The following is a 24,160-nucleotide window of genomic DNA, read 5'->3' on the forward strand; positions in this document are numbered from 1 at the left end:
GCCTGTGCCCATGCCCCTCTCCGGCTCGAACGACCACACCGACGACCTGAGGCTCGCGCACCTGCTGGCCGACGACGCCGACTCCCTCACCGAGGCGCGCTTCAAGGCGCTCGACCTCCACGTGATGAGCAAGCCCGACCTCACGCCGGTCACCGACGCCGACCGCGCCGTCGAGGAGGGCATCCGCCGCACCCTGTCGCGGGTGCGCTCGCGCGACGCCGTCGTCGGCGAGGAGCAGGGCACGACCGGCCACAGCCAGCGCCGCTGGATCGTCGACCCGATCGACGGCACCAAGAACTACGTGCGCGGCGTCCCGGTGTGGGCGACGCTCATCGCGCTCGCCGTCGACGACGAGGTGGTCCTCGGCGTGGTCTCCGCCCCGCAGCTGCAGCGCCGGTGGTGGGCCTCGACCGGGAACGGCGCCTGGACCGGGCGCTCGCTGCTCAAGGCGACGCGGTGCGAGGTGTCCGACGTACGACGCCTCGAGGACGCTTCGCTCAGCTACGCCTCGCTCGACGGCTGGGACGAGCGTGGCCGCCTCGACGACTTCCTCGCGCTCTCCCGCCGCTGCTGGCGCACCCGCGCCTACGGCGACTTCTGGTCCTACATGCTGCTGGCCGAGGGCGCCGTCGACATCGCCGCGGAGCCCGAGCTCGAGCTCTACGACATGGCGGCGCTCGACGTCATCGTGCGCGAGGCCGGTGGGCGGTTCACCTCCCTCGACGGCACCGACGGACCGTGGGGCGGCAACGCGCTGGCCACCAACGGGCACCTGCACGAGGCCGCGCTCGGCTTCCTCGGCTCCGTGGCCGACGACGGGTCCGACCCCGACGTGCCGCGCCGCGGACCGGGCACCGTCAGCAGCCTGCGCGACCGGCAGACGCCCCCCGTCCTCGACTGAGGCCTGTCGCCCGACCTCGCGCATGGCTACGGTGCTGTGCACGGGGCCGCGCCACCGGCCTCGTCCTGAGGAGAGGCGGAGCCCGATGAAGATCAGCGACGTTGTCCACGCCAAGCCCAGCCAGGACGTGGTGACCATCAGCCCCGACGCGAGCGTGCGCGAGCTGGTCGCGCTGCTCCACCAGCACAACGTCGGCGCCCTCGTGGTGAGCGAGGACGGCGCAGGCGTGGACGGCATCGTCAGCGAGCGCGACGTCGTGCGCCGGCTGCGCTCCGACGACGCCGTCCTCGACGCGGCGGTGCGCGACATCATGACCGCCGAGGTGCGCACCTGCAGCGGCGACGACAGCCTCACCGACCTGATGCAGACCATGACCGAGCACCGCGTCCGGCACGTCCCGGTGGTGGCCGACGGCAGGCTGACGGGCATCATCAGCATCGGTGACGTGGTCAAGAACCGCATCGGCGAGCTCGAGTTCGAGCGCGACCAGCTCGACAGCTACGTCCACCAGACCTGAGCACACCCACCAACGAACGGAGCACCCCGTGAGCCAGAAGCCCGACGTCGACCCCCACATGGGCGACGCGCCCGCCGACCTGGAGGTCACCGACCTCGTCGAGGGCGACGGCACCGAGGCCACCGCCGGATCGACCGTCTCGGTCCACTACGTGGGCGTGGCCCACTCCACCGGCGAGGAGTTCGACGCCTCCTACAACCGCGGCACCCCGCTGCAGTTCCGGCTCGGCATCGGCCAGGTCATCTCCGGCTGGGACACCGGCGTGCAGGGCATGAAGGTCGGCGGCCGCCGCCGCCTCGTCATCCCGCCGCACCTCGGCTACGGCGACCGCGGCGCGGGCGGCGCGATCAAGCCCGGCGAGACGCTGATCTTCGTCGTCGACCTGCTCGAGGTGCGCTGACCTCGAGGCCCGGCCTCACTGCTGGGCGTCGTGCACCAGGATCGCGACCTGCACCCTGTTGTCGACGCCCAGCTTGGCGAACAGCCGGCCGACGTGGGTCTTGACCGTCGGCACTCCCATGTAGAGCTCGGCGGCGATCTCGGCGTTGCTGAGGCCGCGGGCCACCCCGTCGGCCACCTCCCGCTCCCGCTCCGTGAGCACCGCCAGCGCCTCGCGCGCCTCCTCGGCGCGCCCGCGCACCTCGTCCGCCGGCTCGGTCCGGGTCACCGCGGCGATGAGCTGCGCGGTCACGCTCGGCGAGAGCATCGGCTGGCCGGACGCCACCGTGCGGATCGCCTCCACCAGCCGCGCCGGGGGCGTGTCCTTGAGCAGGAACCCGGCAGCGCCGATGCGCAGCGCCCGCAGCACCATGTCGTCGGTGTCGAAGGTCGTCAGCACGATGATCCGCAGGTCCGGGTGCAGGCGCAGCAGCTCCTCGGTGGAGCTCAGCCCGTCGCGCACCGGCATCCGGATGTCCATCAGCACCACGTCGGCACCCGAGCGCGGCACGACGGTGAGCGCCTCCTCGCCGTCCCCGGCCTCCGCCACGACCCGGATCCCCGAGCTGCCGCCGAGCATCATCCCGAGCGCGGCGCGCACCATGGGGTCGTCGTCGACCACCGCGAGGGAGATCTCCGTCGTGGCCCCGTCCGGTGTCGCGCTCACGGTTCCCACGGTATCCACGCCCGGACGGCGTACCCGCCGGTGGTGTCGACGCCGTGGCTGATCCGCCCGCCGGCGAGCGCGGCGCGCTCCGCGAGCCCGACCAGGCCCAGTCCCGACGCCGGCAGCGCGGGCGTTCGCGTGGGCGCGACAGGCCGGGCGTTGCGGACCTCGACGCGGAGGCCGTCGCCCGGCGTGCCCGCCACGTCGACGGTCACCGTCGTGCCTGGGGCGTGCTTGCGCACGTTGGTCAGCGCCTCCTGGACGATGCGGTAGGCGGTGCGCCCGGTGGCCGCCGGCACGTCACCCTGCACCCTCTCGGAGAGGCGTACACGCATCCCGCCGGCCGCCTCCTCCTCCACCAGGGCCGCCACGGCCTCGATGCCCGGCTGAGGCCGCTCGGGCACGCCGTCGCCCGGGTTCGTCGGGTCGCGCAGGACGCCCAGCACCGCGCGGAGGTCGGACAGCGCACGGTGGGCGTTGTCCTCGATCGAGCGTGACGCCGTCGCGCGGTCCTCGTCCGACAGGTCGGTGCGGTAGCTCAACGTCCCGGCGTGCATGGCCACCAGCGAGATCCGGTGCGCCAGCACGTCGTGCATCTCGCGGGCGATGCGGGTGCGCTCCGCGGCCTGGGCCTGGGCAACCCGGGCCTGCTGCTCCCGCTCGGCGGTCAGCGCCCGGTCGCGGTAGGACTCGACGAGGTCGCGCTGGGAGCCCATGGCGTAGCCGGTGGCGACGAGGATGCCGTTGACCAGCACGCCGAACACGGCCGCGACCCACAACGGCAGGGTGTCCTCGGCGATGCCGATCCGCTCCTGCACCACGCCGGACAGCACGCTGAGCGGCAGCACCAGGGTGAGCAGCCGCCAGCGCCGGTGGGAGGCCAGGGAGCCGACGACCCACGACGCCGGCCCGGCGCTCGCCGCGGAGACGAAGCCGAAGCCGGTCAGGACCAGGGCGACCGCCGTGGGGTACCGGTGCCGCCACCGGATGACGACGAAGGACGCCAGCCCGAGCGCGGGGTCGCCGATCAGGAACCACCTCAGCGCGGCGTCGTCCGTGCGTTCACCCGCGCTCAGCAACGGCGCCGCCCACACGAGGACGCTGATCGCCAGGGCCAGCCCGTAGCGCCAGGTCGCGCCCAGCCTGCCGACCCGCGGGGCGGTGTCGTCCTCGCGTGCCATGCCCCGAGGCTAGGGCCACCTGGTCCGACCGGGCGTCCGACCCGGGTATCGGGATGGTGCCGCAGGGCGATACCCCGGTCGGAGGGAGGCGACCCCTCGGCCCGACGCGCCGGGGGCCGGTGGTCGCGAGGCTGGAGCCATGATCACAGTCGAGAACCTCACCAAGCGCTACGGCGGGTTCACCGCCGTGGACGGCATCTCCTTCGAGGCGCGTCCCGGCAGCGTGGTGGGCTTCCTGGGGCCCAACGGTGCCGGCAAGTCCACCGCGATGCGGATGATGACCGGGCTCACCCCGCCCACCTCCGGTCGTGCCACGATCCTGGGCCGGACCTACCGCGAGCTGCACAACCCCGGGCGGCAGGTCGGCGTCATGCTCGACGCGTCCGCCCAGCACCCCGGGCGCACCGGTCGCGAGGTGCTGCGGGTCGCCGCGGTGTCCGTCGGCGTCGGCAAGGACCGGGTCGAGGAGGTGCTGTCCCTCGTCGGCCTGACCCAGGACGAGGCCGGTCGCCGGGTCCGCAACTACTCCCTCGGCATGCGTCAGCGCCTGGGACTCGCCGCGGCGCTGCTCGGTGACCCCCAGGTGCTGGTCCTGGACGAGCCGGCCAACGGCCTCGACCCCCAGGGCATCCACTGGATGCGCGGGCTGCTGCGCCGCTTCGCCGACGGCGGTGGCACGGTGCTGCTGTCGAGCCACCTGCTCCACGAGGTGCAGGTCGTGGCCGACGACCTCGTGATGATCGGCCGCGGCCGCATCGTGGCGATGGGCTCCAAGGAGGAGCTGCTCAGCCGCGGTGGCACGACCGTGCGCTCCGCCGACGACGCCCGCCTCGCCGGCCTGCTCGACAGGGCCGGCGTGCCGTACACCCGCACCGGCGACGGCCTCGTCGTCGACGCCGAGTCCGGCGTCGTCGGCCAGGTCGCGGCCACCGAGCAGGTCGTCCTCCTCGAGCTCCGCTCCGGCGGCTCGGAGGGCCTCGAGGAGATGTTCCTGGGCCTGACGGCCGCCACCTCGCGCGAAGGGGACGCAGCATGAGCACCACGACGACCTACGAGCAGGTGGCCCCGGACGCCTCCCGCGCCGCGCCTGCGAACCCGCTCCCGGGCCGGCCCGGCGTGCCCTTCCCCCGCACCTTCCGGGCCGAGCTGCGCAAGATGGTCGACACCCGCGCCGGGAGGTGGATGGTCATCGTGATGGCCGCGGCCGCCGTGCTGGTGCTGGCCGGCTTCGTGGTCTGGGGTCCGGCCGACGACGCTTCCTTCGCAGGGCTGCTCGAGCTGGCCACCGTGCCGCTGGCCATGCTCCTGCCCATCATCGGCATCATGGCCGCGACCGCCGAGTGGTCGCAGCGCACGGGCCTGGTCACCTTCGTCCTCGAACCGCACCGCGGTCGGGTCGTCGTCGCCAAGGCCCTGGCGGCGCTCGTCCTGGCAGTCGTCGTCCTGGCCGCGGCCGTCACCGGCTCCGCCGTCGCCAACGTCGTGGGTGGGACCGGTGAGTGGGACCTGACGGCCGCGATGGGCGGCGGGATGCTCCTCGCGCTGATGATCTACGTGCTGCAGGGCGTCGCGTTCGGCCTGCTGTTCCTCAACACGCCGGTGGCGATCGTGGCCTCGTTGGTGCTGCCCACGGCGTGGTCCATCGCCACCATGGCCGTCTCGGGCCTGGAGGACGCGGGCCGCTGGCTCAACCTCGACCAGGTGCTGCAGCCGGTCTTCACCGGTGAGATGGCGGGCCAGGACTGGGCGCGGGTCGCCACCGCCGGCACGGTGTGGGTGCTGCTGCCGCTCGCGATCGGGTCCTGGCGGGTGCTCCACCGCGAGGTGAAGTAGCACCAGCGGCTCGTCACCAGGGGACGTCGACCTCGACGTCCCCGGTGGCGACGCGCGCCGCCTGCCCGGCCATGGTGACCACGTCGCCCGGCACGAGCTGGCGGCCGCGGCGCGTCTCCACCTCGCCGTTGACCTGCACCGCGCCGTCGGCGATGACCGGCTTGGCCTCCGCGCCCGACTCGACCAGGTTGGCGAGCTTGAGGAACTGGCCCAGCCGGATCGAGTCGTCGCGGATGGGTACGTCGAGGGGCTCGGGGGCGTCCATGGGATCAGTGAACCAGCAGGCTGAGCGCGTGGATCAGCACGCCCACCAGGCCGCCCACGATGGTGCCGTTGATCCGGATGAACTGGAGGTCGCGTCCCACGTGCAGCTCGATGCGCCGCGCGGCCTCCTTGCCGTCCCAGCGCTCGATGGTGTGGGTGATGACGGTGGTCAGCTCAGCGCCGTAGCGGCCGACGAGGAACACCGCGCCGTCGGCGGCGTGGCGGTCGAGCCGGCCCCGCAGGTCGGCGTCCTCGCGCAGGCGGTGCGAGAAGGCGTTGAGCTCGTCGAGCAGCCGCACCCGCACCGCACCCTCGCGGTCGCGCACCGACGCCAGCAGTGCCGCCCGCATCGCCTTCCACAGCGAGATCGCGGTCGTGACCACCTGCGGGTGGTCGAGCAGGCGTCCCTTGAGCGCCTCGGCCCGCGCCTTGGTCTCCTCGTCGTGGAGCAGGTCGGTGGCGAGCTGGCCGAGCATGGAGTCGAGGGCCTCGCGGGCACGGTGGTGCGGGTCGTCGCGGATGTCCTCCAGCCACGCCAGCGCCTGCACGTGCAGCCGTGAGGTGACCGCCTCGTTGAGCCTCGGCGGCGCCCACCACGGCGCCCGTTCCTCCAGGACGCTGATGAAGGTGCCGGGGTTCTCCCCGAGCCATCGGTGCATCTCGTCGAGGGCCAGGTCGACCAGGCCGTGGTGGAGGTCGTCGCGCAGCACCTCCATCAGCATCGTGCCGAGCAGCGGCGAGATGGGCTCCTCGCGGAAGCGCGGCACCAGCGCGTGGGTCACCAGGTCGGCGACGTGCTCGTCGCGCACCTTGCCGAGGGCGATCGCCGCGAGGTCGGAGGCCTCGTCGACGACGCGGCGCGCGTTGGCCGGGTCGGCCAGCCACTCGCCGACCCGGGCCGAGATCCTCGCGGCCGCGACCCGCTCGCGGATGATCTCCTCCTGCAGGAAGTTCTCCCCGACGAACTCCTCCAGTCCCCGGCCGAGCTCGTCCTTGCGCCGGGGCACCAGCGCGGTGTGCGGGATCGGGAGCCCGAGGGGGTGCCGGAAGAGCGCCGTGACGGCGAACCAGTCGGCGATCGCGCCGACCATCGACGCCTCGGCGCCGGCGTTGACGAAGCCCCAGAACCCCTCGCCGCCCAGGGTGGCGACGTACACGCAGGCGGCCAGCACCAGCAGCCCGCCGGCGAGCGTGCGCATCCGGCGCAGGCCGCGGCGCCGCTCCTCGTCGGCGCCGGGGTCCGGCGTGAGGAGCGGTACGGCGGTCGTCGTGGCAGCCATGCCGGACATCCTCCCCCAGGCACCGCGACGACCCGTGCCAGAATGCGCCGCATGCCTCGCACCGTGATCACCTTCGGGACGTTCGACGTGTTCCACGTCGGGCACCTCCGCGTGCTGGAGCGCGCCGCGGCCCTGGGTGACCGGCTCGTCGTCGGCGTCTCGGCCGACGCGCTCAACGAGCGCAAGAAGGGCCGCGTGCCCGTCTTCAGCGAGCGCGAGCGCCTGGCGATCGTCGGCGCGCTCAAGGTCGTCGACGAGGTCTTCGTCGAGGAGAGCCTGGAGCAGAAGCGCGACTACATCCTCGAGCACGGCGCCGACGTGCTCGTGATGGGCGACGACTGGGCCGGGCGGTTCGACGAGCTCGGCGACGTGTGCGAGGTCGTCTACCTCGAGCGCACCCCGGCCATCTCGACCACCGCGATCATCGAGCACATCGCCGATCTCTGAGCCGTCGACCGTCCGACCGCTCCACTAGAGTCGCTCCCGACCTGACAAACCACGAGGGGAATCATGCGCAGAATCGTCACCACCGCTGTGGCCGTGGCACTGATCGGCGGTGCGGCCCTGTCCGCCCCGGCCGTCGCCGCGGACCACGCCGACCCCCGCACCGCCGACCTGACCCCGGCGACCGGCCAGACCCTGGCCCCGCCGCAGGCCGCGCTGCCGGAGGTCGCCGACCTCACCGGCGCCGGTGCGCTCGACACCGCCCGCCGCGTCCTGTCGGGCAAGGCCCGCGCGCAGGACCCCTCCGCGACGCTCGCGCTGCGCGACCTGTGGGTGAAGAAGGCCAGCCTGAAGGGCCGCGACCTGAGCAACGCCGAGGCGCTGCTCGCGCGCCCGACCGACGGCGCCAACGACGACCAGGGCTTCGGCTACTCCGTCCCCGAGGCCGCGCCGGTGTGCAACACCCGCATCTGCCTGCACTACGTGCCCACCACCGCCGACGCCCCGCCGTCGCCCGACTGGGTCAACCAGAACCTCGCGACCGTCGACTCGGTGTGGACCACGGAGGTCGACCAGCTCGGCTACCGCGCCCCCCTCACCGACGGCGCCCAGGGCGGCGGCCCGCAGCTCGACGTCTACCTCAAGGATCTCGGCGGCCAGGGCATCTACGGCTACTGCGTGCCCGAGAAGCGCGTGAAGAACCGCACCGCCTCCGGCTACTGCGTGCTCGACAACGACTTCTCGCAGGCGCAGTTCCCCAACGCCGCGCCGATCGACAACCTCACCGTCACCGCGGGCCACGAGTTCTTCCACGCGATCCAGTTCGGCTACGACTACGCCGAGGACCGCTGGATGATGGAGTCCACCGCCACCTGGATGGAGGAGCGGGTCGCGACCCAGGTCAACGACAACCGCCAGTACTTCGAGACCAGCCCGATCTACGCCCCCTACGTGCCGCTCGACCTGTTCAGCCAGCAGTACACCTTCCAGTACGGCAGCTGGGTGTGGTGGGAGTACCTCTCCACCAAGTACGGCGTCGGCATCGTGAAGAAGGCCTGGGACCAGGCCGGCTCGCTCAAGAAGGACGGCGGCAAGAACAGCATCCCCGCCCTGCAGAAGGTGCTGAAGAAGAAGGGCGGGTTCACCAAGAACTTCGCCACCTTCGCCGCGGGCAACCTCACCCCGGCAGCCAACTACCCCGAGGGCGCGGAGTACCCGTTCCCCAAGTTCGCCAACGGCAAGGTGCTCGGCAAGGGCAAGAGCAAGCGCTTCAAGGCGCGCCTGTTCCACCTCGCGGCCTCCTCCTACGGCTACGTGCCGAAGAACTCCAGCGGCAAGAAGTGGAAGCTCGCGGTCAGCGTCAACGGACCCGTCAAGCGCACCTCCCCGGCCGCCGTGGTGGTCGTGCACCTCAAGAACGGCAAGCGCCAGGTCAAGATGGTCCGGCTCAACCGCAACGGTGACGGCCGCCTCAAGGTCAGCTTCGACAGCAAGCGCGTCGCCATCGTCTCGGTGACCCTGGTCAACGCCTCCACGCGCTACCGGTGCAACAAGGGCACGACCCTCGCCTGCCGTGGCAAGTCGCTCGACGACAAGGCGCGGTTCTCGGTGACGGGACGCGTCACCAAGCGCTGATCACCCGCTGATCACACGGTGAGGTCCAGCAGGGCGTGGAGCGCAGCGACGCACTCCTCCACCAGCCGGGCCATCGGGACCGGGCGCTCGCCGGTCGGCACTGCCGACCAGGTGAGCGCCCGGTCCTCTGTGTAGGCCCACCACGCCCGCACCACGTCGCGCTGCGCCGGCGCCACCCCGAGCGCCGCGACGACCCGGTCGGTGCTGCCGTCGCGCACCGAGTCCATCACCTCGCTGACCCGCGGGTCGGCGACCGCCTGACCGTGCACGAGCGCGAGGTAGAAGGCGCGCCGCCGCTCGATCTGCTCGACCATCAGCCGCGTGGTCTCCACCACCTGCTCCTCCCCCGCCAGCGCGGGGTCGGGTGCGGTGTTGCGCAGCATCCGGCGCCCGGCCGCCGCGATGCAGGCGAGGTAGAAGTCGGTCTTGGTCGGGAAGTAGTGGAAGAGCAGGCCGCGCGAGATCCCGGCCTCGGCGGCGACGTCGTCGAGCGAGAGGTCCTGGATCGGCTTCTCGACGATCTTGGCCAGGCCGATACCGACGAGCTGGCGCCTGCGGTCGTCGGCGCTGAGCCGGCGGCGTACGACAGGGGCGGCCGGCTCGTCGGGCGCTGCTGGTTCCGATGACACACTGTTGAGCATTGCTCAACAGTGTGCGAAGGTCAACGGCATGGACTTCTCCCTCTCCCCCCGGGCCGCGGACCTCCGCGACCGCGTGCGCACGTTCGTCACCGAGGAGGTCGAGCCGGTCGAGGCCGAGGTGCACGCCCGCACCACGCGGCTGCGCGAGTCCGGCGGTGACCACTGGACGCCCGACCCGGTGATCGCCGAGCTCCAGGCCAAGGCTCGCGCTCAAGGACTGTGGAACCTGTTCCTCCCCGCCGAGCACGCCGGCCGCTACGCCGCGGACTTCGGCACCGACGGCGGCGAGGGCCTCACCAACGTCGACTACGCGCCGGTCGCCGAGGCGATGGGCCGCTCGTTCCTGGCCCCGCTGGTCTTCAACTCCAACGCGCCGGACACCGGCAACATGGAGGTGCTGCTGCGTTACGGCACCGAGGAGCAGAAGCAGCAGTGGCTCGAGCCGCTGCTGCGCGCGGAGATCCGCAGCGCCTTCTGCATGACCGAGCCCGAGGTGGCCTCCTCCGACGCCACCAACATGGCCGCGACCGCCCGGATCGAGGGCGACGAGGTCGTGATCAACGGGCGCAAGTGGTGGTCGACCGGCGTCGGCAACCCCGACTGCAAGGTCCTGGTGTTCATGGGCCTCTCCGACCCCGACGCCGACCGGCACTCGCGCCACACCATGGTCCTGGTGCCGCGCGACGCCCCGGGCGTGACGGTCGAGCGGATGCTCACCACGATGGGCTACTACGACGAGCCGCTCGGGCACGGCGAGGTGTCCTTCGACGACGTCCGCGTGCCCGCCTCGAACATCCTGCTCGGCCCGGGACGCGCCTTCGAGATCGCCCAGGGACGCCTCGGCCCCGGCCGCGTCCACCACTGCATGCGCGCCATCGGACTGGCCGAGCGCGCGCTCGAGCTCGGCTGTGCGCGGGCGCTCTCGCGCACCGCCTTCGGCAAGCCGATCGCCAACCTCGGCGGCAACCGCGAGCGGATCGCCGACGCCCGCATCGCCATCAACCGCTCGCGCCTGCTGGTGATGCACGCCGCCTGGCTGCTCGACCAGGGGATGAGCCGCGAGGCGTACTCGGCCGTCAGCGAGATCAAGGTCGAGGTGCCGAACATGGCCCTCGACGTCATCGACACCGCCATCCAGCTCCACGGCGGCGCCGGCGTCTCCGACGACTTCCCGCTCGCCAACGCGTGGGTCGGCGCGCGCACCCTGCGCCTGGCCGACGGTCCCGACGAGGTGCATCGCAACGTCGTGGCCAAGATCGAGCTCGGGAAGCATTCCTGATGGCGCGCGTGCTGGTCACCGGGGCGGCCTCCGGCCTCGGCGCGGCGCTCACCGCCGCGTACCGCGAGCGCGGCGACGAGGTGCTGGCGACCGACCGGGTCGCCACCGCAGGGGTCGACCTCGTCCTCGACATCACCTCCGACGACGACTGGCAGGGCGCGGTCGCCGCGGTCCGCGAGCGCTGGGGCGGTCTCGACGTGCTGGTCAACAACGCCGGCGTGGCCGGCGGCGGCCGCGTGGACGTCTGCTCGCTCGAGGAGTGGCAGTGGATCACCGACATCAACCTGTTCGGGGCGGTCCGCGGCACCCGCGCCTTCGTGCCGCTGCTCAAGGAGCAGGGCTCCGGCCACCTGGTCAACGTCGCGTCGCTGGCCGGCCTCGTGCACCCCGCAGGGATGGCGTCCTACAACGCCGTGAAGGCCGCCGTGGTGGCGTTCACCGAGACGTGCGGGCACGAGCTGGCGCCGTGGGGCATCCGCGCGAGCGTGGTCTGCCCGTCCTACTTCCGCACCAACCTGATGGACTCGATGCAGGGCTCCGACGCCCTCGTCGGGCAGGTCGTGGGCGGGCTCGTGGAGCGCTCGCCGATCAGCGCCGAGGACATCGCCGCCGCGGTGCTGGCCGGCGTGGACGCGGGCCACGACGTGATCGTGCCCGACGAGCCCGCGCGCCAGGCGTTCCGGCTCAAGTGGGCCGACCGCCCCGGCTACGACGCGGTCATGCGCGACCAGGCCGCCAAGCTGCAGGCAGCCTCAGGGGACCGACCCGGGGGCACCCGGTGACCGCCGTCCCCGGCGCCCGCGCCGTGCGCGAGGAGGACGCCTTCGACGTCGGCCGCGTGGCGGAGTGGATCCGCACGCACGCCGACGACGCCACCGGCCTCGACGGCGAGCCCGAGGTCCGGCAGTTCACCGGCGGCGCCTCCAACCTGACCTACCTGCTGCGCTTCCCCGGCGGCCGCGACCTCATCGTGCGCCGCGCCCCGCGCGGCACCAAGGCCCGCGGCGCGCACGACATGCACCGCGAGCACCTCATCCAGTCGCGGCTCGCGCCCGTCTTCGACCACGTCGCCGGCATGGTCGCGTTCTGCGACGACCCGGAGGTGGTCGGCGGCGACTTCTACGCCATGGACCGCATCGAGGGGGTCATCCCCCGCAGCGAGTGGCCGGCCGACGTCCCGCTCTCGCCCGAGCAGGCCCGCGCGCTGTGCCTGAACGCCGTCGACGTGCTCGCCGAGCTGCACGGCATCGACCCCGACGCCGCCGGGCTCGCTGACCTCGGCAAGGGACGCGGCTACGTCCGCCGCCAGGTCGAGGGGTGGTCGACCCGCTACCGCAACGCCCGCACCGAGGACGTGCCCGACCTCGAGCAGGCGATGGCCTGGCTCGACGCGCACCAGCCCGACGACGTCGCGACGTGCGTGATCCACAACGACTACAAGCTCGACAACCTGGTGCTGGCGGCCGACGACCCGACGCGCGTCGTCGGTGTCCTCGACTGGGAGATGGCCACGCTCGGCGACCCGCTGATGGACCTCGCCGGCTCGATGGCCTACTGGGTGCAGGCCGACGACGACGAGGAGTTCCAGCTGATGCGACGCGTGCCCACGCACCTGCCGGGGATGCTGACCCGCGACGAGTTCGTGGCGGCGTACGCCGAGCGCACCGGCCGTAGCGTCACGCCGGAGCAGTGGCGCTTCTACGAGGTCTTCGGCCTCTTCCGGATGGCCGTCATCGCCCAGCAGATCTACTACCGCTTCTTCCACGGCCAGACCACCAACGAGATGTACGCCCTGTTCGGGCCTGCCGTGCAGGTGATCGGGCGCCGCCTCGACCGGCTGGTCGCGCAGGACGGCGCGTGAGCCGGATCCTCCTGGTCAGGCACGGCCAGGCCTCCTTCGGCGCGGCCGACTACGACGACCTGTCCCCCACCGGTCACGAGCAGTCGCGGGTGCTCGGCGCCGCGCTGGCCGCACGCGGCGTCGTGCCCGACCGCGTCGTGGCCGGGCAGATGCGGCGGCACGAGCAGACCGCGGCCGCGCTCCTCGACGGCTCCGGCTGGTCGGCGGACGTCCGCGTCGACGCCGGCTGGAACGAGCTCGACCACGTGCAGGTCCTCGACGTCCACGGGACGCCGACCTCGCGGGAGGGCGAGTCAGGGACGGCCGTCTTCCAGCGGTGGTTCGAGGAGGCGACCCGGCGCTGGATCGCCGCCGGGGACGACGACGCCTACGACGAGTCGTTCGGCGCCTTCACCTCCCGCGTCGACGCCGCGCTCTCCCGACTGGTCGACGACCTGCCCGAGAAGGGCACAGCGGTGGTGCTGACCAGCGGTGGCGCGATCGCGTGGACGGTCGCGGCCCTGCTGGCCGACGACACCGCTGCCCGCACCGACCTGTGGCTGCGGCTCAACCCGGTCTCGATCAACACCGGCACGTCGACGATCGTCCGCGGTCGCCGCGGCACGACGCTCGTCAGCTTCAACGCTGCCGACCACCTCTCCCCCGACCTTCTCACCTACCGCTAGGACCACCGCATGACCACGACCCTCATCACCGGCGCCAGCAGCGGGCTCGGCGCCGAGATGGCCCGCCAGCTCGCCGCCCGCGGGCACGACCTCGCGCTGTGCGCGCGCCGCACCGACCGGCTCGAGGAGCTGCGCGCCGAGGTCACGGCCGCCCACCCCGGCGTGCGCGTGGCCGTGAGGGCGCTCGACGTGACCGACCACGACGCCGTGTTCCGGGTCTTCGACGAGTTCCGCGACGAGCTCGGCGGCCTCGACAAGGTCGTGGTCAACGCCGGCCTCGGCAAGGGCCAGCCGCTCGGCACCGGTCGCTTCGACGCCAACCGGGAGACCGCCGAGACCAACTTCATCGGCGCTCTCGCCCAGACCGAGGCCGCCGCCGCGATCTTCCGCGCGCAGGGCCACGGGCACCTGGTGATGGTGTCGTCGTTCTCCGCGCTGCGCGGGATGCCGCGCAACATCACGACGTACGCCGCGACCAAGGCCGGCGTCGCCCACCTCGCCGAGGGCTTCCGCGCGGACGTGCACGGCACCGACATCAAGGTGACCGTCCTCTACCCCGGCTACATCGAGTCCGAGATGTCCGGCACCGCCGCCCGCACCCCGCTGATGACGTCGACCGAGAAGGGCGTGCGCGCGATGGTCGAGGCGATCGAGAAGGAGAAGGCCTCCGCGCGCGTCCCCGCCTGGCCGTGGGTGCCGCTCGGCGTGGTGGTCAAGCGGCTCCCGGTCGGGATGCTGCGGAAGATGTCCTAGGTCGCAGCGCGAGCGGCAGGGTCGCCGCCGCGACCAGGCCGGCGAGCGCGAACGCCGTGGCGAACGACGTCGCACCGGCCACCACGCCCACGGCGACCGAGCCGAGGGCGGTGCCGCCGTCGAAGCCGATGTTCCACACCGCGCTCGCGAGGTTGTGGTCGCGCCGCTCGACGGCGGCGAAGGAGATCACCAGCGTGAGGTTCTGCAGGGCGCCGTAGCAGAGGCCGACGACGAGCATGCCGAGCAGGAACGCCGGCACCCGGACCTCGACGCCCGCGACCGACCACGCGACGACGGCCATCCCGACCCCCGTCAGCGGCACCAGCGGCACGAGGAACCTCTGCGGGCCGTGGCGGTCCGCGAGCACGCCGACGCGCCAGCGACCGAGGGCGCCTGCGAGCCCCATCAGGAGCAGGCCCCCCGCCGCGACGACCGCGCTGTCGACGACCTGCGGCACGAACGTCAGCAGCGCACCGCCGGCCAGCGTGACGACCAGCAGCAGCACCATCGGCCGCAGCAGCCGGAGCCGGGCACCCGGGTCAGGGTGCCTGTCCTCGGTCTCCGGTGCCGCGGCGTGGTGCTCGCGCAGCACGGCGGCGAGGCGGAGCGCAGCCGGGATGCCGAGGACCGGGAGTGCGCTCAGGCCGAACGCGACCGCCCAGCCGAGCCGGTCGGCGATCCACGGACCGGCCGGCAGCAGCACGAGGTTCGGCAGGGCGACCGCGAGGCCGTACGCCCCGATCGCCTCGCCGCGGCGATCCGGGTCCACCAGCGCGGCCGCCGCGGCGCTCCCGGTGACCGTGAGCACGCCGAACCCGACGCCCCGCGCCGCCGACAGGACGAGCACCGGCGCGAGCGCGTCGCCCAGCGACATCAGGACGCCCGGGGCGCCGAGCAGCGCGAGCCCTGCCGCGAGCACCGGTCCCCACCCGAACCGCTGCAGTGCCCGCGGCACCAGCAGCTGGGTGAGCACCGTCGCGAGCAGCAGGACGCCGTTGACGAGCCCCGCGCCCGCCGTCCCCGCTCCGCCGCCGACGACCCACAGCGGGGCGACCGGGAGGAGCAGCGCGTAGCCCGAGAACCCGGCGCACGTCATCACCGCCAGGGGCACCATGCCCGGCTCTCGCCAGATGGAGGCGCGTGCCGCACGAGGTCCCACGGGGACGAACGTAGACGAGGGGCCCCGGCGCCCGGCGCACGCCCCGCGCACCTAGCCTGACGGGATGCGGATCGTGCTGCTCGGCGACAGCCACCTCGCACGCGTGCGTCGCGACCTCGCCCTCGTCGGACCCGACGTCCACAACGCCGCGGTGGGTGGCGCGACCTCCCACGACCTCGCCGTCTGCCGCGACCTCGACGTGCACGTCGTCCACGCCGAGCAGGTGGTCGCGCCGCTCGGCGCCGGCGCCTTCGTCGACGACGGGCTCCACCTCACCGGCGACGCGTACCGGCTGCTGCTGCCGGCGATCGCCGCGGGCGTGCGCGCGGCAGGGTGATGCGGCGCGGCGCCCCGTGGACGCAGCGAGATGCCCGACCGAAATCTGCAGGATGCGCGAGCGGCTGCCGATCAGGCCAGGCGTGACCAGTGTCGTCGACTCCCCCGTCCGTGCCCGCCTGCGGCTGCGCTCCATCCGCGTCCGGCTCGTCCTGACCGTGCTCGCGGTGGTGACGGCCATCCTCGTCCCGCTGACGCTGGTCTCGACCGTTCGCACGTCGGACCTCGCCACGGATGACGCGCAGGAGTACACCCGTGCCCTGGCGTCCGGGGAGGCCGTCAAGGTCGACCTGCAGATCACCGCGGCGTTGGACACGGTGCGTACGCTGGCCTCGACGTTCGAGTCCCTGCACGCCAGCGGGGACGCGACCCGGCCGGAGCTCACCCGCATCCTGCGCGCCACCCTCGACCAGCACCCCGAGTTCCTCGGGGTCTCGACCGGCTGGGAGCCCGACGCCTTCGACGGCGAGGATGCCCGCTTCGCCAACACCCCGGGGAACGACCAGACCGGCCGCTTCATCCCGTACTGGTACCGGGACGACGCGGGCCTGCACCTCACCCCGCTCACCGACTACGACACCCCAGGAGTCGGTGACTGGTACCTGGTGCCGAAGAAGACCGGCAAGGAGACCGTCGTCGACCCGTACTCCTACGAGATCAACGGCGAGCAGGTCCTCATGACCACCGCGGTGGCTCCGATCATGATCGACGGCGCGTTCGCCGGCGTGGTGACGGCCGACTTCGGGCTCGACGCCCTCAGCGAGGGCATCGCCGACGTGCGCCCGTACGACACCGGCTACGCCGCCCTGCTGAGCGGTTCGGGCGTCGTGGTGGCGCACCCGGACAGCGACCAGGCCGGCACGTCGGTCACGGGCGCGACCCTCCAGCGGGTGGAGGAGGCGGCTTCCTCCGACAGGAGCGTCGTCGTGACCCGGGACGACCCCTACCTCCACGACGAGGCGATCACGGTCTACCAGCCCGTCGAGCTCGGCACCGAGTCGACGTGGGTGCTGGCCGTGTCGGCACCGTCGAGCAGCGTCCTGCAGGAGGCGCACTCCCTGCGGAGGCTGTTCCTGCTCCTGGGCCTGCTCGGGCTCCTCGTCGCCGCCGGCCTCGCGTGGCTCACCGCGCGATCGGTGACCCGACCGATCATCGGGCTGCGCAACCGTCTCGCGGAGATCGCCAGCGGAGACGGCGACCTCACCCAGCGCGTCGACGAGACGCGCGCCGACGAGATCGGCGAGCTCGGAGCCCAGTTCAACCGGTTCACCGACAAGATCGCCGAGCTCGTCGTCAGGATCCAGGAGCGTGCTGGCTCCCTCAGCGCCTCGGCCGGACAGCTCTCCCAGGTGAGCGAGCGGTTGAGCGAGGGCGCCAGGCAGACGGCCGAGGAGACGGGCGAGGCGTCGGCGAACGTCGGCGAGGTCTCCCACAGCGTCTCCAGCGTCGCCGCAGGTGCCGAGCAGATGGGTGCCTCGATCCGCGAGATCTCCGCCAGCGCCTCCGACGCGGCAGCCTTCGGCGGACGGGCCGTCGAGCAGGCCCGGCAGACGGAGCGGACCGTCACCCGCCTCGGCGAGGCCTCGCAGCAGATCGGCGAGATGGTCAAGGTGATCAACTCGATCGCCGACCAGACCAACCTCCTCGCCCTCAACGCCACGATCGAGGCAGCGCGCGCCGGGGACGCCGGCAAGGGCTTCGCCGTCGTGGCCGGCGAGGTCAAGGACCTGGCGCAGGAGACCGCCCGGGCGACCGAGCGCATCGTCGGCATCGTCACCGACCTGCAGAGCGAGACCCGCCAGGCGGTCGGTGCGATCGGCGACATCACGGCGACGATCGACCAGGTCAACCACTTCCAGACGACCATCGCCGCAGCGGTGGAGGAGCAGTCGGCGACGTCGAACGAGATGAGCCGGGGCGCCGCTCACGCCGCCAGCCGGGCCGGTGACATCGACCGGGTCGTCTCGCGCGTCGCCGCCGGCACGGAGGCGACCACCCGCAGCAGCGCCGAGACCGGGCAGGCCGCGCACGAGATCGCCGCGATGGCGGCGGACCTCAACGAGCTCGCCGGCACCTTTCGCGTCTCGACGCACTGACCGCACCGCGTCTGGGCATCACCGTGTGCATCCGTCATTGACCTTGGTGACCGCCCACCATATAATCGAACAGATGATCGAGCGCAAGCTCGGGCCCTCCGGATAGCCACGCACCAGGCTGTACACACCTCACGACACAGGCCGTTCCCCGTTGTCGACGCGCCCTCCGGGCGCAGTGAGGCCTGGTCCCGTGAGTGCCCTGCCGGCTGATGAACCCTGGCACGTGCCCGGTGTCACGGCTGCGCCGTCACCGGACGGGCCGTCGCCACGTGTGGCGGCGGTGCTGGGGCGGCTGGGCGAGGTGCTCGACGAGCTGGGTGAGGTGTCCCCCGGCCTGGTGTCCGACGCCGACGTGGTGACGTTGCTCGACGCGGCCACCGTCGCAGCAGGTCGCGTGGCCGCGGTCCAGGCACTGACGGCGGGCGAGGCGGACCGACGTCGGCTGGGTGACCGGGTCGGGGCGCGGCACACCCACCACTGGTGGGCGGACCGCAGCCAGCTGACCCGCGCCGAGGCCGGGCGACTGACCGGTCTCGGGCAGTCGCTGACCGTGCCGGAGCACGCCGCGGTCGCCGCGGCCCTCGCGGTCGGCACCCTGCGCGCCGAGCAGGCCCGTGTGATCGTCGAGGCGGTCGACGCGCTCCCGGACGGCGTCGACGACGTGCTGCGAGCTCGCGCCGAGCAGGCGATGCTCGGGTTCGCCCGCCAGCACGACGCCCGCGGCCTGCGGCGAATCGGGAAGCGGATCCTCGACACGCTGGCCCCCGAGGTGAGCGAGGCCCACGAGGCCGCGACCCTCGAGGCCGAGGAGCGCCGCGCCGCCGAGGTCGTGGCCCTCACGATGGTCGACGACGGCGAGGGCCGCTGCCACGGCCGGTTCACCATCCCCTCCCACGTGGGCGCGATCTTGCGCCGAGCGCTCCTCGCGCTCGCCAACCCGGCCCGTCACCCCCACGGCGAGCCTCGGAGGCCGACCCGCCGCCGGATGGGCGAGGCGTTCGTCGAGTACGTCGAGCGCTACCCGATCGACGCCACCCCGCAGACCGCAGGTGTGGACGTCACCGTGGTGGTCACCATGACCCTCGAGCAGCTCCTCGGCAAGCACGCCACCGCCCTCCTCGACGACGGCACCCGCATGTCTGCTGCCCAGGCCCGTCGGCTCGCGTGCGAGGCCGGGATCATCCCCGCCGTCCTCGGCGCCGACGGACAGGTCCTCGACCTCGGCCGCGCTAGACGACTGTTCTCCAAGGCGCAGCGCCTCGCGCTCGCCCTCCGGGACCGCGGCTGCACCGCGAGAGGGTGCGAGACCACCGCGGCCGGCTGCCACGCCCACCACGACGACCCCTGGTCACGCGGTGGCGCGACCGATCTCGCCAACGGCCGGTTGCTCTGCCCTCACCACCACCGCCTCGCCCACGACCCCCGCTACGCCAGGACCCTCCACGCCGACAACCGGGTCACCTTCACCATGCGGACGTGACGGTCACCGGTCGACCACCTCGAGCGGCCCCTCGTCGGAGGTGGGAGGTTCAAACACCGCGAAGTACTCCCGCGCCGACTCCTCGGTGAGCGGCCAGTCGTCCGGGCCCCTGCCGTGCCGGTCGCCGACCCGGCTCACGATGGTGGCCAGGCTCGTCGCGACGTGCACGGTCTCGGGCACGACGTCGTGGGGTGCGAGCAGCGCGCGGTACTCCTCGCGCTGCCGCCTGAACCAGAAGCCGAAGTCGAGCACGACGTCGTCGTCCGCCGCGACGTGCCGCAGCAGCCGCTCCTTCAGGTCGGCGGCGACCTCGGCTACCACGTCAGCCGACGGGATCGTCGTGATGCCGCGGTCCCAGAGCTCGACCTCGAACGACAGGCGCGTCCAGCCCTCACGCTCGAGGCGCTTGGCGTACGTCGTCTTGCCGGCGCCACCGGGTCCGCACATCATCACGACCCGGGCTCGTCGTGCTCCGTCCACCACGGAGCGACGATACGTCCGCGCGTCCAGGTCCACGCACGAGCGTGTCCGGGTGGAGACTGACGCCATGGACACGGGGGTGCCGCCGACGGACGACCCGACAACCCTGGTCGAGGCTCGCTGGGTCGTCGCCTTCCGAGGGACACGTCCGCATGCGCGGGTGTACGGCAGTGTGCTGGGTCCGTCCGTGCTCGTGCCCGGGCCGGAGGACGAGCCGTGGCAGGTGCTTCTCATGGGTCCCGACAGCGCACCGGCGTCCGCCGTCGTCCGCGCGATCTCCTGGCCGTCGAACCCACTGGGCCGCTTCGGACTGGTCGATCCCGGCGCACTCGCGCTGGGACGGTCGGACGACAGACGCATGCTGGTCGTGCCGACAGGTCCGACGACCTATCTGCCGTGGACCTGGACGCGGCACGCCGGCGCAGGCCTCGACGCGCCCCTTTTCGACGCATTGGTGGACGAAGTGGCCGCGCTCAGCAGCGGGGCGGACACGGCGGACATCCGCGCCGTCCTCCTCGCGGACTCGGCGGACGGCGACCCGCTGCGCGGGCTGGTGGCCCTGCTCGGGCTGCCGGTGACAGCGGCGGACGTCCTCGAGGTCGCCGAGGCCGACGTGTCCCGCCTCGGCGAGGCGCTGCTCCCGGCGGACGGACGGCGCCACATCAAGGCGCTGATGGAGGCCACGAGCGCGACGCACGGCGACCTGTGGGCGGAGATCGCAGCAGGCATCCACCCCGGGTCCCGGCGCAACCCGCTCGCCTCGTTCTTCGGGGCCATGTGGATGGTCCTCGGGACCGCGCTCGGCCTCGTCGGGGCGCTGGGCCTGGTCGTGGGCAACAGCACGGGGGCCTCGGTGCTCGGCGTGGAGTCCCCGCTGGCCTGGGTCGCGATGGCCGTCGCCCTGGTGTGGTTCGGTCGACGGCGGTGGCGCGGCGCACGCGCGACCCCGCCAGGTTGACGACGCGTCCGACCGACCGCGGCCTCAACCCAGGTAGGCCGTCATGCGGATCGAGATCCGCAGACCCGGCACCTCCGGCCCGAGGCGGGCGGCATGGCGGGCGGGAGGATCGGTCGGGAACCACCGGGCGTACTCCTCGTTCATCCCGGCGAAGTCGGCCGGGTCCGAGAGCAGCACGCCGACCTCGACCACGTCGTCGAGCGAGCCGCCGGCCTCGCGGAGGATCGCCTCGCAGTTCGCCAGCGCCTGCGCGGTCTGGCTCTGGACGGTGTCCCCCGCCATCCGGCCCGTCGCCGGGTCGAGGCCCGTGGTGCCCGACACGAACACGAACGACCCTGCGCGAACAGCCTGGCTGAACAGCGGCGAGCCGGGCGCGCCCGTCGCCCTCACGACCTCCCGTGGCATGTCACCACCTCCGGGACCGATGCTCCCACCGGCCGGTGGCCACGACCAGCCCCGGAGACGGCGAACGGCCGCGCCCCGGGGTCCCGGGAGGCGGCCGTCCGGCAGCGGTGCGGCTCAGTCGGTGAGGCTCAGTCGTCGTCGCGGGCGTCGGGGTCGGGGCCGCGGGTGATGTGCATGGCGGCCTCCTCGGCCGAGGCGCCGGCGCCGTCGATGCCGACGTCGGTGGCCAGCTCCTGCTTGTCGGTGTCCTCACCGAGTCCCTCGTCGGGCTGGACCAGGCGCCCGGCACGCTCGTCGGCCTCGTCGAGGCCGAGCTCCTCGTCGAGGGCGTTCTCGTCCTCGTGGTCGGAGTCGTCGTCCTCCTCGGCGTAGGGGTCGATGTCGGGCTCCTCCTCGGCCAGCTTCTCGTCGAGGGACTCCCCCTGCAGCCGCTCGGCCTCGGTCGGGTAGTCGTCGTAGCCCTTCGGGGCGCGGTCCGGCGGGGAGTAGCCACGGTCGAGCACGTCGTCGACGTCGCCGTCGGCCAGGGTGTCCTCGGGCTGCAGCTGGTCCTCGTCGTCGATCGACATGTCGAGGTAGGTCTCGCGATCCTCAGTCATGCCTACAGACCTACCGGACCCCACAGGCCGGGACAAGGGCCGGACGGGTGGGCCCGGGTGGCGGGGTCAGCCGAGCTCGCGCTCCAGCGCGTCGGTGAGCAGCGCGACCAGCGCCTCGGTCTGGATGTTGGCCGAGGACCCGACCTCCTCGTCGGAGCCGTCGAGCGCCCGGGCGGCGAGGCCGGCCTTGGCGTCGATCAGCTCGGCGATGCGGGTGTCGATGGTCTGCGCGGCGATGATCCGCCAGGCCGTCACGGGGTCGCTCTGGCCGATCCGGTGGACCCGGTCGATCGCCTGGGTCTGCTCGGCGTCGGTCCACGACAGCTCGGAGAGCACGACGTTGGAGGCGACCTGGAGGTTCACGCCGACACCGGCGGCGGCGAGCGAGCAGACGATGACCTGGACACTGGGATCGTTGACGAACGCGTCGATCGCCTTCTCCCGAGCCTTCGGCGTCTGGTCGCCGCGGATCGAGGTGTGCTTGAGGCCGCGGCGGGTGAAGGTGTCCTCCGCGATGTCCATGACGTCGACGTGGCGGGCGAAGAAGACCACCTTGCCGACGTTGCGGGCCAGCTGGGCGGCGTAGTCGGCGGCGAGGCCGGCCTTGGCGCGGCCGATGCGGCGGAACATCGAGAAGACGTTCTCCCCGCCCGTGCCCTGGTCCATCTCCTCGCGCTCCCACGTCGCGACGCGGCGCACGAGCTCGTGGTCGATGCCCTCGACGACCGAGCCCGTACGACGGGTCTCCAGCGCGGCCTTGTAGCGCTGGACGAGGCGGCGGGCCAGGTCCTCCTCGGCGGCGCGGATCGAGCGGGTGTCCTCGTCGTCGAGCTCGACGGGGATGTCGGCGACCCGGCGGGCCGGGATGTCCTCGGCAACGTCGACCTTGCGGCGACGCACGATGCCCATGTCGATGACGGCCTTGCGGGCCGCGGGGTAGAAGGCGTGGTCGGCCGGCGTCAGGTCGGTCTCCTCCAGCGCCTCCATCAGCCGGGCCATCGGCCTGGTGTCGTCGATCCAGCCCAGGAACTGCCAGATCGCGCGGAAGTCCTCGATGTCGTTGATCAGCGGCGTGCCGGTCAGCGCCATCAGCAGCGGTCGAGCGGTGCGCGAGCGCAGCTGCTCGGAGAGCTCGAGCACGTGGCGCGAGCGCTGCGAGGTCTTGTTCTTGATGAAGTGCGCCTCGTCGACGACCATGCCCTTGAAGCCGAACTGGCCCAGCCAGCCGACGTGGCGGTCGAGGATCTCGTAGTTGACCACGATGACGTCGGCGAAGGCGTCGACGCCGTCGCCGTCACCGTGGATCACGGTCGTGCGCCGGCGCGGGGTCCAGCGCTCGGTCTCGCGCGCCCAGTTGGTCTTGACGACGTTGGGGCACACGACCAGCAGCGGGTACGCGTCGGCGGCCTGCGCGGCGAGCAGCGCCTGCGCGGTCTTGCCGAGGCCCGGCTCGTCGGCCAGCAGGAACGTGCGGTGGCCCTCGGCGGCGGAGGCGATCAGCCGCGCCTGGTGGGGCATCAGCTCCAGCTTGCCGGGGGCGTTGAGGGAGAGCGCCTCGGGCAGGTCCATGCAGGAGCTCGAGCCGCCGAGCTCGAAGGAGCGGAACAGCGGGCCGAGCAGCTCCCAGGTGGAGAGCCGGCCGTGGACGCTGCGGCGCTCGCGCCCGATCCCGAAGTCGGGGACGAGGAACGGGTTGGCCAGCTGGTGCTGGACGACCGAGCGCGGCACCACGCGGCGCTCGCCGACGCCGGGACCGGCCTCGTCGTCGGGCTTCGGCTCCTCCGCGACGGCCTCGATCCCCGCCTTCTGCAGCATCTCCAGGCGCAGGTCGCGGGCGGTGTCGGTGACGACGGCCTCCTCCGAGAGCAGCTGGAAGAGGGAGGGGTCGCGGGTCGCGGTCTTGGCCAGGATCGTCGCGATGCCGTCGAGGCGCTTGAGCTCGTCGGCCTTCTGGGCGTCGGTGAGCTCGGTCGAGGCCTTGACGTCGCCGCGGTGCTCGCGCACCAGCAGGGCGACCACCTGGAAGCGGACCCGCTGACCGGGGGCGAGCGGCCCGCGCTGCACGGCGGACTCGAGCTCGCGCACGGCACGGGCCAGCACGGGCACGATGCCCTCGTTGTCCTTGTGACGGGCGTGCGCAGGGGTGCGTCGTCCGCCGCGTGAGCGCTGGCGCTGGGCCAAGGTGTCCTCCCGGACTGGGTACGCGTCGCGACGTGGGTCTTGCGCAGGCGAGCCTCGGTCGGCGCTGACCTGCACACCACGGCGTGGAGGTTGGAGCGAGTGCGTCG

At 72.8% G+C, this 24,160-nt stretch carries 26 protein-coding genes; 16 read left to right on the forward strand and 10 right to left on the reverse strand.

Translation table 11 applies throughout. From position 1 onward, the window contains the following. Positions 1-10: 10 nt before the first annotated feature. From ACFFJG_RS16880 to ACFFJG_RS16890, 3 genes are all read left to right on the forward strand, one after another. Positions 11-901 carry an inositol monophosphatase family protein gene (locus ACFFJG_RS16880; protein ID WP_378519945.1) on the forward strand — a complete coding sequence of 297 codons (891 nt, stop codon included), beginning with the start codon at positions 11-13 and terminating at the stop codon, positions 899-901. Between the two features lie 85 nt (positions 902-986). Further along, a complete protein-coding gene (locus ACFFJG_RS16885; RefSeq protein WP_378519946.1) occupies positions 987-1,418 on the forward strand; it encodes a CBS domain-containing protein in 432 nt (143 codons plus the stop codon). 58 nt (positions 1,419-1,476) lie between these two features. Next, entirely contained in the window at positions 1,477-1,818 is a 342-nt protein-coding gene (locus ACFFJG_RS16890) for an FKBP-type peptidyl-prolyl cis-trans isomerase (protein ID WP_121141366.1), read from the forward strand. A 15-nt stretch (positions 1,819-1,833) separates the two neighbouring features. Here ACFFJG_RS16890 and ACFFJG_RS16895 read toward each other — a convergent pair whose 3' ends face one another. Both ACFFJG_RS16895 and ACFFJG_RS16900 read right to left on the reverse strand, forming a co-directional pair. Beyond that, positions 1,834-2,523 (reverse strand): response regulator transcription factor, encoded by a 690-nt coding sequence (locus ACFFJG_RS16895; RefSeq protein WP_378519947.1) that lies wholly within the window; start codon positions 2,521-2,523, stop codon positions 1,834-1,836. Beyond that, a complete protein-coding gene (locus ACFFJG_RS16900; RefSeq protein WP_378519948.1) occupies positions 2,520-3,704 on the reverse strand; it encodes a sensor histidine kinase in 1,185 nt (394 codons plus the stop codon). The genes ACFFJG_RS16895 and ACFFJG_RS16900 overlap by 4 nt, the downstream gene beginning before the upstream one ends. A 139-nt stretch (positions 3,705-3,843) precedes the next feature. Here ACFFJG_RS16900 and ACFFJG_RS16905 point away from each other — a divergent pair, with 139 nt between their 5' ends. Both ACFFJG_RS16905 and ACFFJG_RS16910 read left to right on the forward strand, forming a co-directional pair. Continuing rightward, positions 3,844-4,740, forward strand: a complete 897-nt coding sequence (locus ACFFJG_RS16905) for an ABC transporter ATP-binding protein (protein ID WP_378519949.1) — start codon at positions 3,844-3,846, stop codon at positions 4,738-4,740. After that, the gene (locus tag ACFFJG_RS16910; RefSeq protein ID WP_378519950.1) at positions 4,737-5,537 is read left to right on the forward strand and encodes a hypothetical protein; all 801 of its coding nucleotides are present in this window, start codon (positions 4,737-4,739) and stop codon (positions 5,535-5,537) included. The genes ACFFJG_RS16905 and ACFFJG_RS16910 overlap by 4 nt, the downstream gene beginning before the upstream one ends. A 13-nt stretch (positions 5,538-5,550) precedes the next feature. On the opposite strand, the gene ACFFJG_RS16915 is transcribed toward ACFFJG_RS16910, so the two are convergent. Continuing rightward, a complete protein-coding gene (locus tag ACFFJG_RS16915; RefSeq protein ID WP_378519951.1) occupies positions 5,551-5,802 on the reverse strand; it encodes an RNA-binding S4 domain-containing protein in 252 nt (83 codons plus the stop codon). Positions 5,803-5,806: 4 nt separating this feature from the next. Beyond that, a complete protein-coding gene (locus tag ACFFJG_RS16920) occupies positions 5,807-7,081 on the reverse strand; it encodes a DUF445 domain-containing protein (protein WP_378519952.1) in 1,275 nt (424 codons plus the stop codon). A 51-nt stretch (positions 7,082-7,132) separates the two neighbouring features. Between ACFFJG_RS16920 and ACFFJG_RS16925 the strand changes: the two genes are divergently transcribed. Beyond that, positions 7,133-7,528, forward strand: coding sequence for an FAD synthase family protein (locus tag ACFFJG_RS16925; protein ID WP_378519953.1), 396 nt, complete (start codon positions 7,133-7,135; stop codon positions 7,526-7,528). Between the two features lie 63 nt (positions 7,529-7,591). Beyond that, on the forward strand, positions 7,592-9,160 hold the full coding sequence (locus tag ACFFJG_RS16930; RefSeq protein WP_378519954.1) for an MXAN_6640 family putative metalloprotease: 1,569 nt from the start codon (positions 7,592-7,594) through the stop codon (positions 9,158-9,160). Positions 9,161-9,171: 11 nt separating this feature from the next. Here the strand turns inward: ACFFJG_RS16930 and ACFFJG_RS16935 are convergent, their stop codons facing one another. Next, positions 9,172-9,789 carry a TetR/AcrR family transcriptional regulator gene (locus ACFFJG_RS16935; RefSeq protein WP_378519955.1) on the reverse strand — a complete coding sequence of 206 codons (618 nt, stop codon included), beginning with the start codon at positions 9,787-9,789 and terminating at the stop codon, positions 9,172-9,174. A gap of 40 nt (positions 9,790-9,829) precedes the next feature. On the opposite strand from ACFFJG_RS16935, the gene ACFFJG_RS16940 reads away from it, so the two are divergent. Genes ACFFJG_RS16940 through ACFFJG_RS16960 form a run of 5 tightly spaced genes read left to right on the forward strand, consistent with a single transcriptional unit; the run spans position 9,830 to position 14,359 of the window. Then, positions 9,830-11,080: an acyl-CoA dehydrogenase family protein gene (locus ACFFJG_RS16940; RefSeq protein ID WP_378519956.1), complete on the forward strand. Its 1,251-nt coding sequence runs from the start codon at positions 9,830-9,832 to the stop codon at positions 11,078-11,080. After that, entirely contained in the window at positions 11,080-11,862 is a 783-nt protein-coding gene (locus ACFFJG_RS16945; RefSeq protein ID WP_378519957.1) for an SDR family NAD(P)-dependent oxidoreductase, read from the forward strand. Before ACFFJG_RS16940 ends, ACFFJG_RS16945 begins: the two co-directional genes overlap by 1 nt. After that, positions 11,859-12,941: a phosphotransferase family protein gene (locus tag ACFFJG_RS16950; protein ID WP_378519958.1), complete on the forward strand. Its 1,083-nt coding sequence runs from the start codon at positions 11,859-11,861 to the stop codon at positions 12,939-12,941. Before ACFFJG_RS16945 ends, ACFFJG_RS16950 begins: the two co-directional genes overlap by 4 nt. Then, on the forward strand, positions 12,938-13,606 hold the full coding sequence (locus ACFFJG_RS16955) for a histidine phosphatase family protein (RefSeq protein WP_378519959.1): 669 nt from the start codon (positions 12,938-12,940) through the stop codon (positions 13,604-13,606). The genes ACFFJG_RS16950 and ACFFJG_RS16955 overlap by 4 nt, the downstream gene beginning before the upstream one ends. Positions 13,607-13,615: 9 nt before the next feature. Then, entirely contained in the window at positions 13,616-14,359 is a 744-nt protein-coding gene (locus tag ACFFJG_RS16960) for an SDR family oxidoreductase (RefSeq protein ID WP_378519960.1), read from the forward strand. On the opposite strand, the gene ACFFJG_RS16965 is transcribed toward ACFFJG_RS16960, so the two are convergent. Further along, entirely contained in the window at positions 14,319-15,518 is a 1,200-nt protein-coding gene (locus tag ACFFJG_RS16965; protein ID WP_378519961.1) for an MFS transporter, read from the reverse strand. The genes ACFFJG_RS16960 and ACFFJG_RS16965 overlap by 41 nt on opposite strands. 64 nt (positions 15,519-15,582) lie before the next feature. Here ACFFJG_RS16965 and ACFFJG_RS16970 point away from each other — a divergent pair, with 64 nt between their 5' ends. From ACFFJG_RS16970 to ACFFJG_RS16980, 3 genes are all read left to right on the forward strand, one after another. Then, the gene (locus tag ACFFJG_RS16970; RefSeq protein WP_378519962.1) at positions 15,583-15,855 is read left to right on the forward strand and encodes a hypothetical protein; all 273 of its coding nucleotides are present in this window, start codon (positions 15,583-15,585) and stop codon (positions 15,853-15,855) included. An 82-nt stretch (positions 15,856-15,937) separates the two neighbouring features. Then, a complete protein-coding gene (locus tag ACFFJG_RS16975) occupies positions 15,938-17,950 on the forward strand; it encodes a methyl-accepting chemotaxis protein (RefSeq protein ID WP_378519963.1) in 2,013 nt (670 codons plus the stop codon). A gap of 280 nt (positions 17,951-18,230) precedes the next feature. Next, a complete protein-coding gene (locus ACFFJG_RS16980) occupies positions 18,231-19,430 on the forward strand; it encodes an HNH endonuclease signature motif containing protein (RefSeq protein ID WP_378519964.1) in 1,200 nt (399 codons plus the stop codon). Between the two features lie 3 nt (positions 19,431-19,433). Here the strand turns inward: ACFFJG_RS16980 and ACFFJG_RS16985 are convergent, their stop codons facing one another. Continuing rightward, positions 19,434-19,913 (reverse strand): P-loop nucleotide/nucleoside kinase family protein, encoded by a 480-nt coding sequence (locus ACFFJG_RS16985; RefSeq protein ID WP_378519965.1) that lies wholly within the window; start codon positions 19,911-19,913, stop codon positions 19,434-19,436. 451 nt (positions 19,914-20,364) lie between these two features. On the opposite strand from ACFFJG_RS16985, the gene ACFFJG_RS16990 reads away from it, so the two are divergent. Then, a complete protein-coding gene (locus tag ACFFJG_RS16990) occupies positions 20,365-20,868 on the forward strand; it encodes a hypothetical protein (RefSeq protein WP_378519966.1) in 504 nt (167 codons plus the stop codon). Positions 20,869-20,892: 24 nt separating this feature from the next. On the opposite strand, the gene ACFFJG_RS16995 is transcribed toward ACFFJG_RS16990, so the two are convergent. The 3 genes from ACFFJG_RS16995 to ACFFJG_RS17005 all read right to left on the reverse strand — a co-directional run bounded on the left by ACFFJG_RS16995 (position 20,893) and on the right by ACFFJG_RS17005 (position 24,053). Beyond that, the gene (locus ACFFJG_RS16995) at positions 20,893-21,273 is read right to left on the reverse strand and encodes a RidA family protein (RefSeq protein ID WP_378519967.1); all 381 of its coding nucleotides are present in this window, start codon (positions 21,271-21,273) and stop codon (positions 20,893-20,895) included. 128 nt (positions 21,274-21,401) lie between these two features. Continuing rightward, positions 21,402-21,872 (reverse strand): DUF5709 domain-containing protein, encoded by a 471-nt coding sequence (locus ACFFJG_RS17000; protein WP_378519968.1) that lies wholly within the window; start codon positions 21,870-21,872, stop codon positions 21,402-21,404. Between the two features lie 66 nt (positions 21,873-21,938). Continuing rightward, positions 21,939-24,053 carry a DEAD/DEAH box helicase gene (locus ACFFJG_RS17005; protein ID WP_378519969.1) on the reverse strand — a complete coding sequence of 705 codons (2,115 nt, stop codon included), beginning with the start codon at positions 24,051-24,053 and terminating at the stop codon, positions 21,939-21,941. Positions 24,054-24,160 lie beyond the last annotated feature (107 nt).

It is taken from the genome of Nocardioides zeicaulis (assembly GCF_042432345.1).
GTDB lineage: Bacteria > Actinomycetota > Actinomycetes > Propionibacteriales > Nocardioidaceae > Nocardioides > Nocardioides zeicaulis.

Coding starts and splice junctions, on each gene's coding strand:
- ACFFJG_RS16995 (WP_378519967.1), bottom strand. CDS start 21,273: ATGCCACGGGAGGTCGTGAGGGCGACGGGCGCGCCCGGCTCGCCGCTG.
- ACFFJG_RS16885 (WP_378519946.1), top strand. CDS start 987: ATGAAGATCAGCGACGTTGTCCACGCCAAGCCCAGCCAGGACGTGGTG.
- ACFFJG_RS16900 (WP_378519948.1), bottom strand. CDS start 3,704: ATGGCACGCGAGGACGACACCGCCCCGCGGGTCGGCAGGCTGGGCGCG.
- ACFFJG_RS16930 (WP_378519954.1), top strand. CDS start 7,592: ATGCGCAGAATCGTCACCACCGCTGTGGCCGTGGCACTGATCGGCGGT.
- ACFFJG_RS16970 (WP_378519962.1), top strand. CDS start 15,583: ATGCGGATCGTGCTGCTCGGCGACAGCCACCTCGCACGCGTGCGTCGC.
- ACFFJG_RS16880 (WP_378519945.1), top strand. CDS start 11: ATGCCCCTCTCCGGCTCGAACGACCACACCGACGACCTGAGGCTCGCG.
- ACFFJG_RS16905 (WP_378519949.1), top strand. CDS start 3,844: ATGATCACAGTCGAGAACCTCACCAAGCGCTACGGCGGGTTCACCGCC.
- ACFFJG_RS16920 (WP_378519952.1), bottom strand. CDS start 7,081: ATGGCTGCCACGACGACCGCCGTACCGCTCCTCACGCCGGACCCCGGC.
- ACFFJG_RS16890 (WP_121141366.1), top strand. CDS start 1,477: ATGGGCGACGCGCCCGCCGACCTGGAGGTCACCGACCTCGTCGAGGGC.
- ACFFJG_RS16910 (WP_378519950.1), top strand. CDS start 4,737: ATGAGCACCACGACGACCTACGAGCAGGTGGCCCCGGACGCCTCCCGC.
- ACFFJG_RS16960 (WP_378519960.1), top strand. CDS start 13,616: ATGACCACGACCCTCATCACCGGCGCCAGCAGCGGGCTCGGCGCCGAG.
- ACFFJG_RS16915 (WP_378519951.1), bottom strand. CDS start 5,802: ATGGACGCCCCCGAGCCCCTCGACGTACCCATCCGCGACGACTCGATC.
- ACFFJG_RS17000 (WP_378519968.1), bottom strand. CDS start 21,872: ATGACTGAGGATCGCGAGACCTACCTCGACATGTCGATCGACGACGAG.
- ACFFJG_RS16925 (WP_378519953.1), top strand. CDS start 7,133: ATGCCTCGCACCGTGATCACCTTCGGGACGTTCGACGTGTTCCACGTC.
- ACFFJG_RS16940 (WP_378519956.1), top strand. CDS start 9,830: ATGGACTTCTCCCTCTCCCCCCGGGCCGCGGACCTCCGCGACCGCGTG.
- ACFFJG_RS16945 (WP_378519957.1), top strand. CDS start 11,080: ATGGCGCGCGTGCTGGTCACCGGGGCGGCCTCCGGCCTCGGCGCGGCG.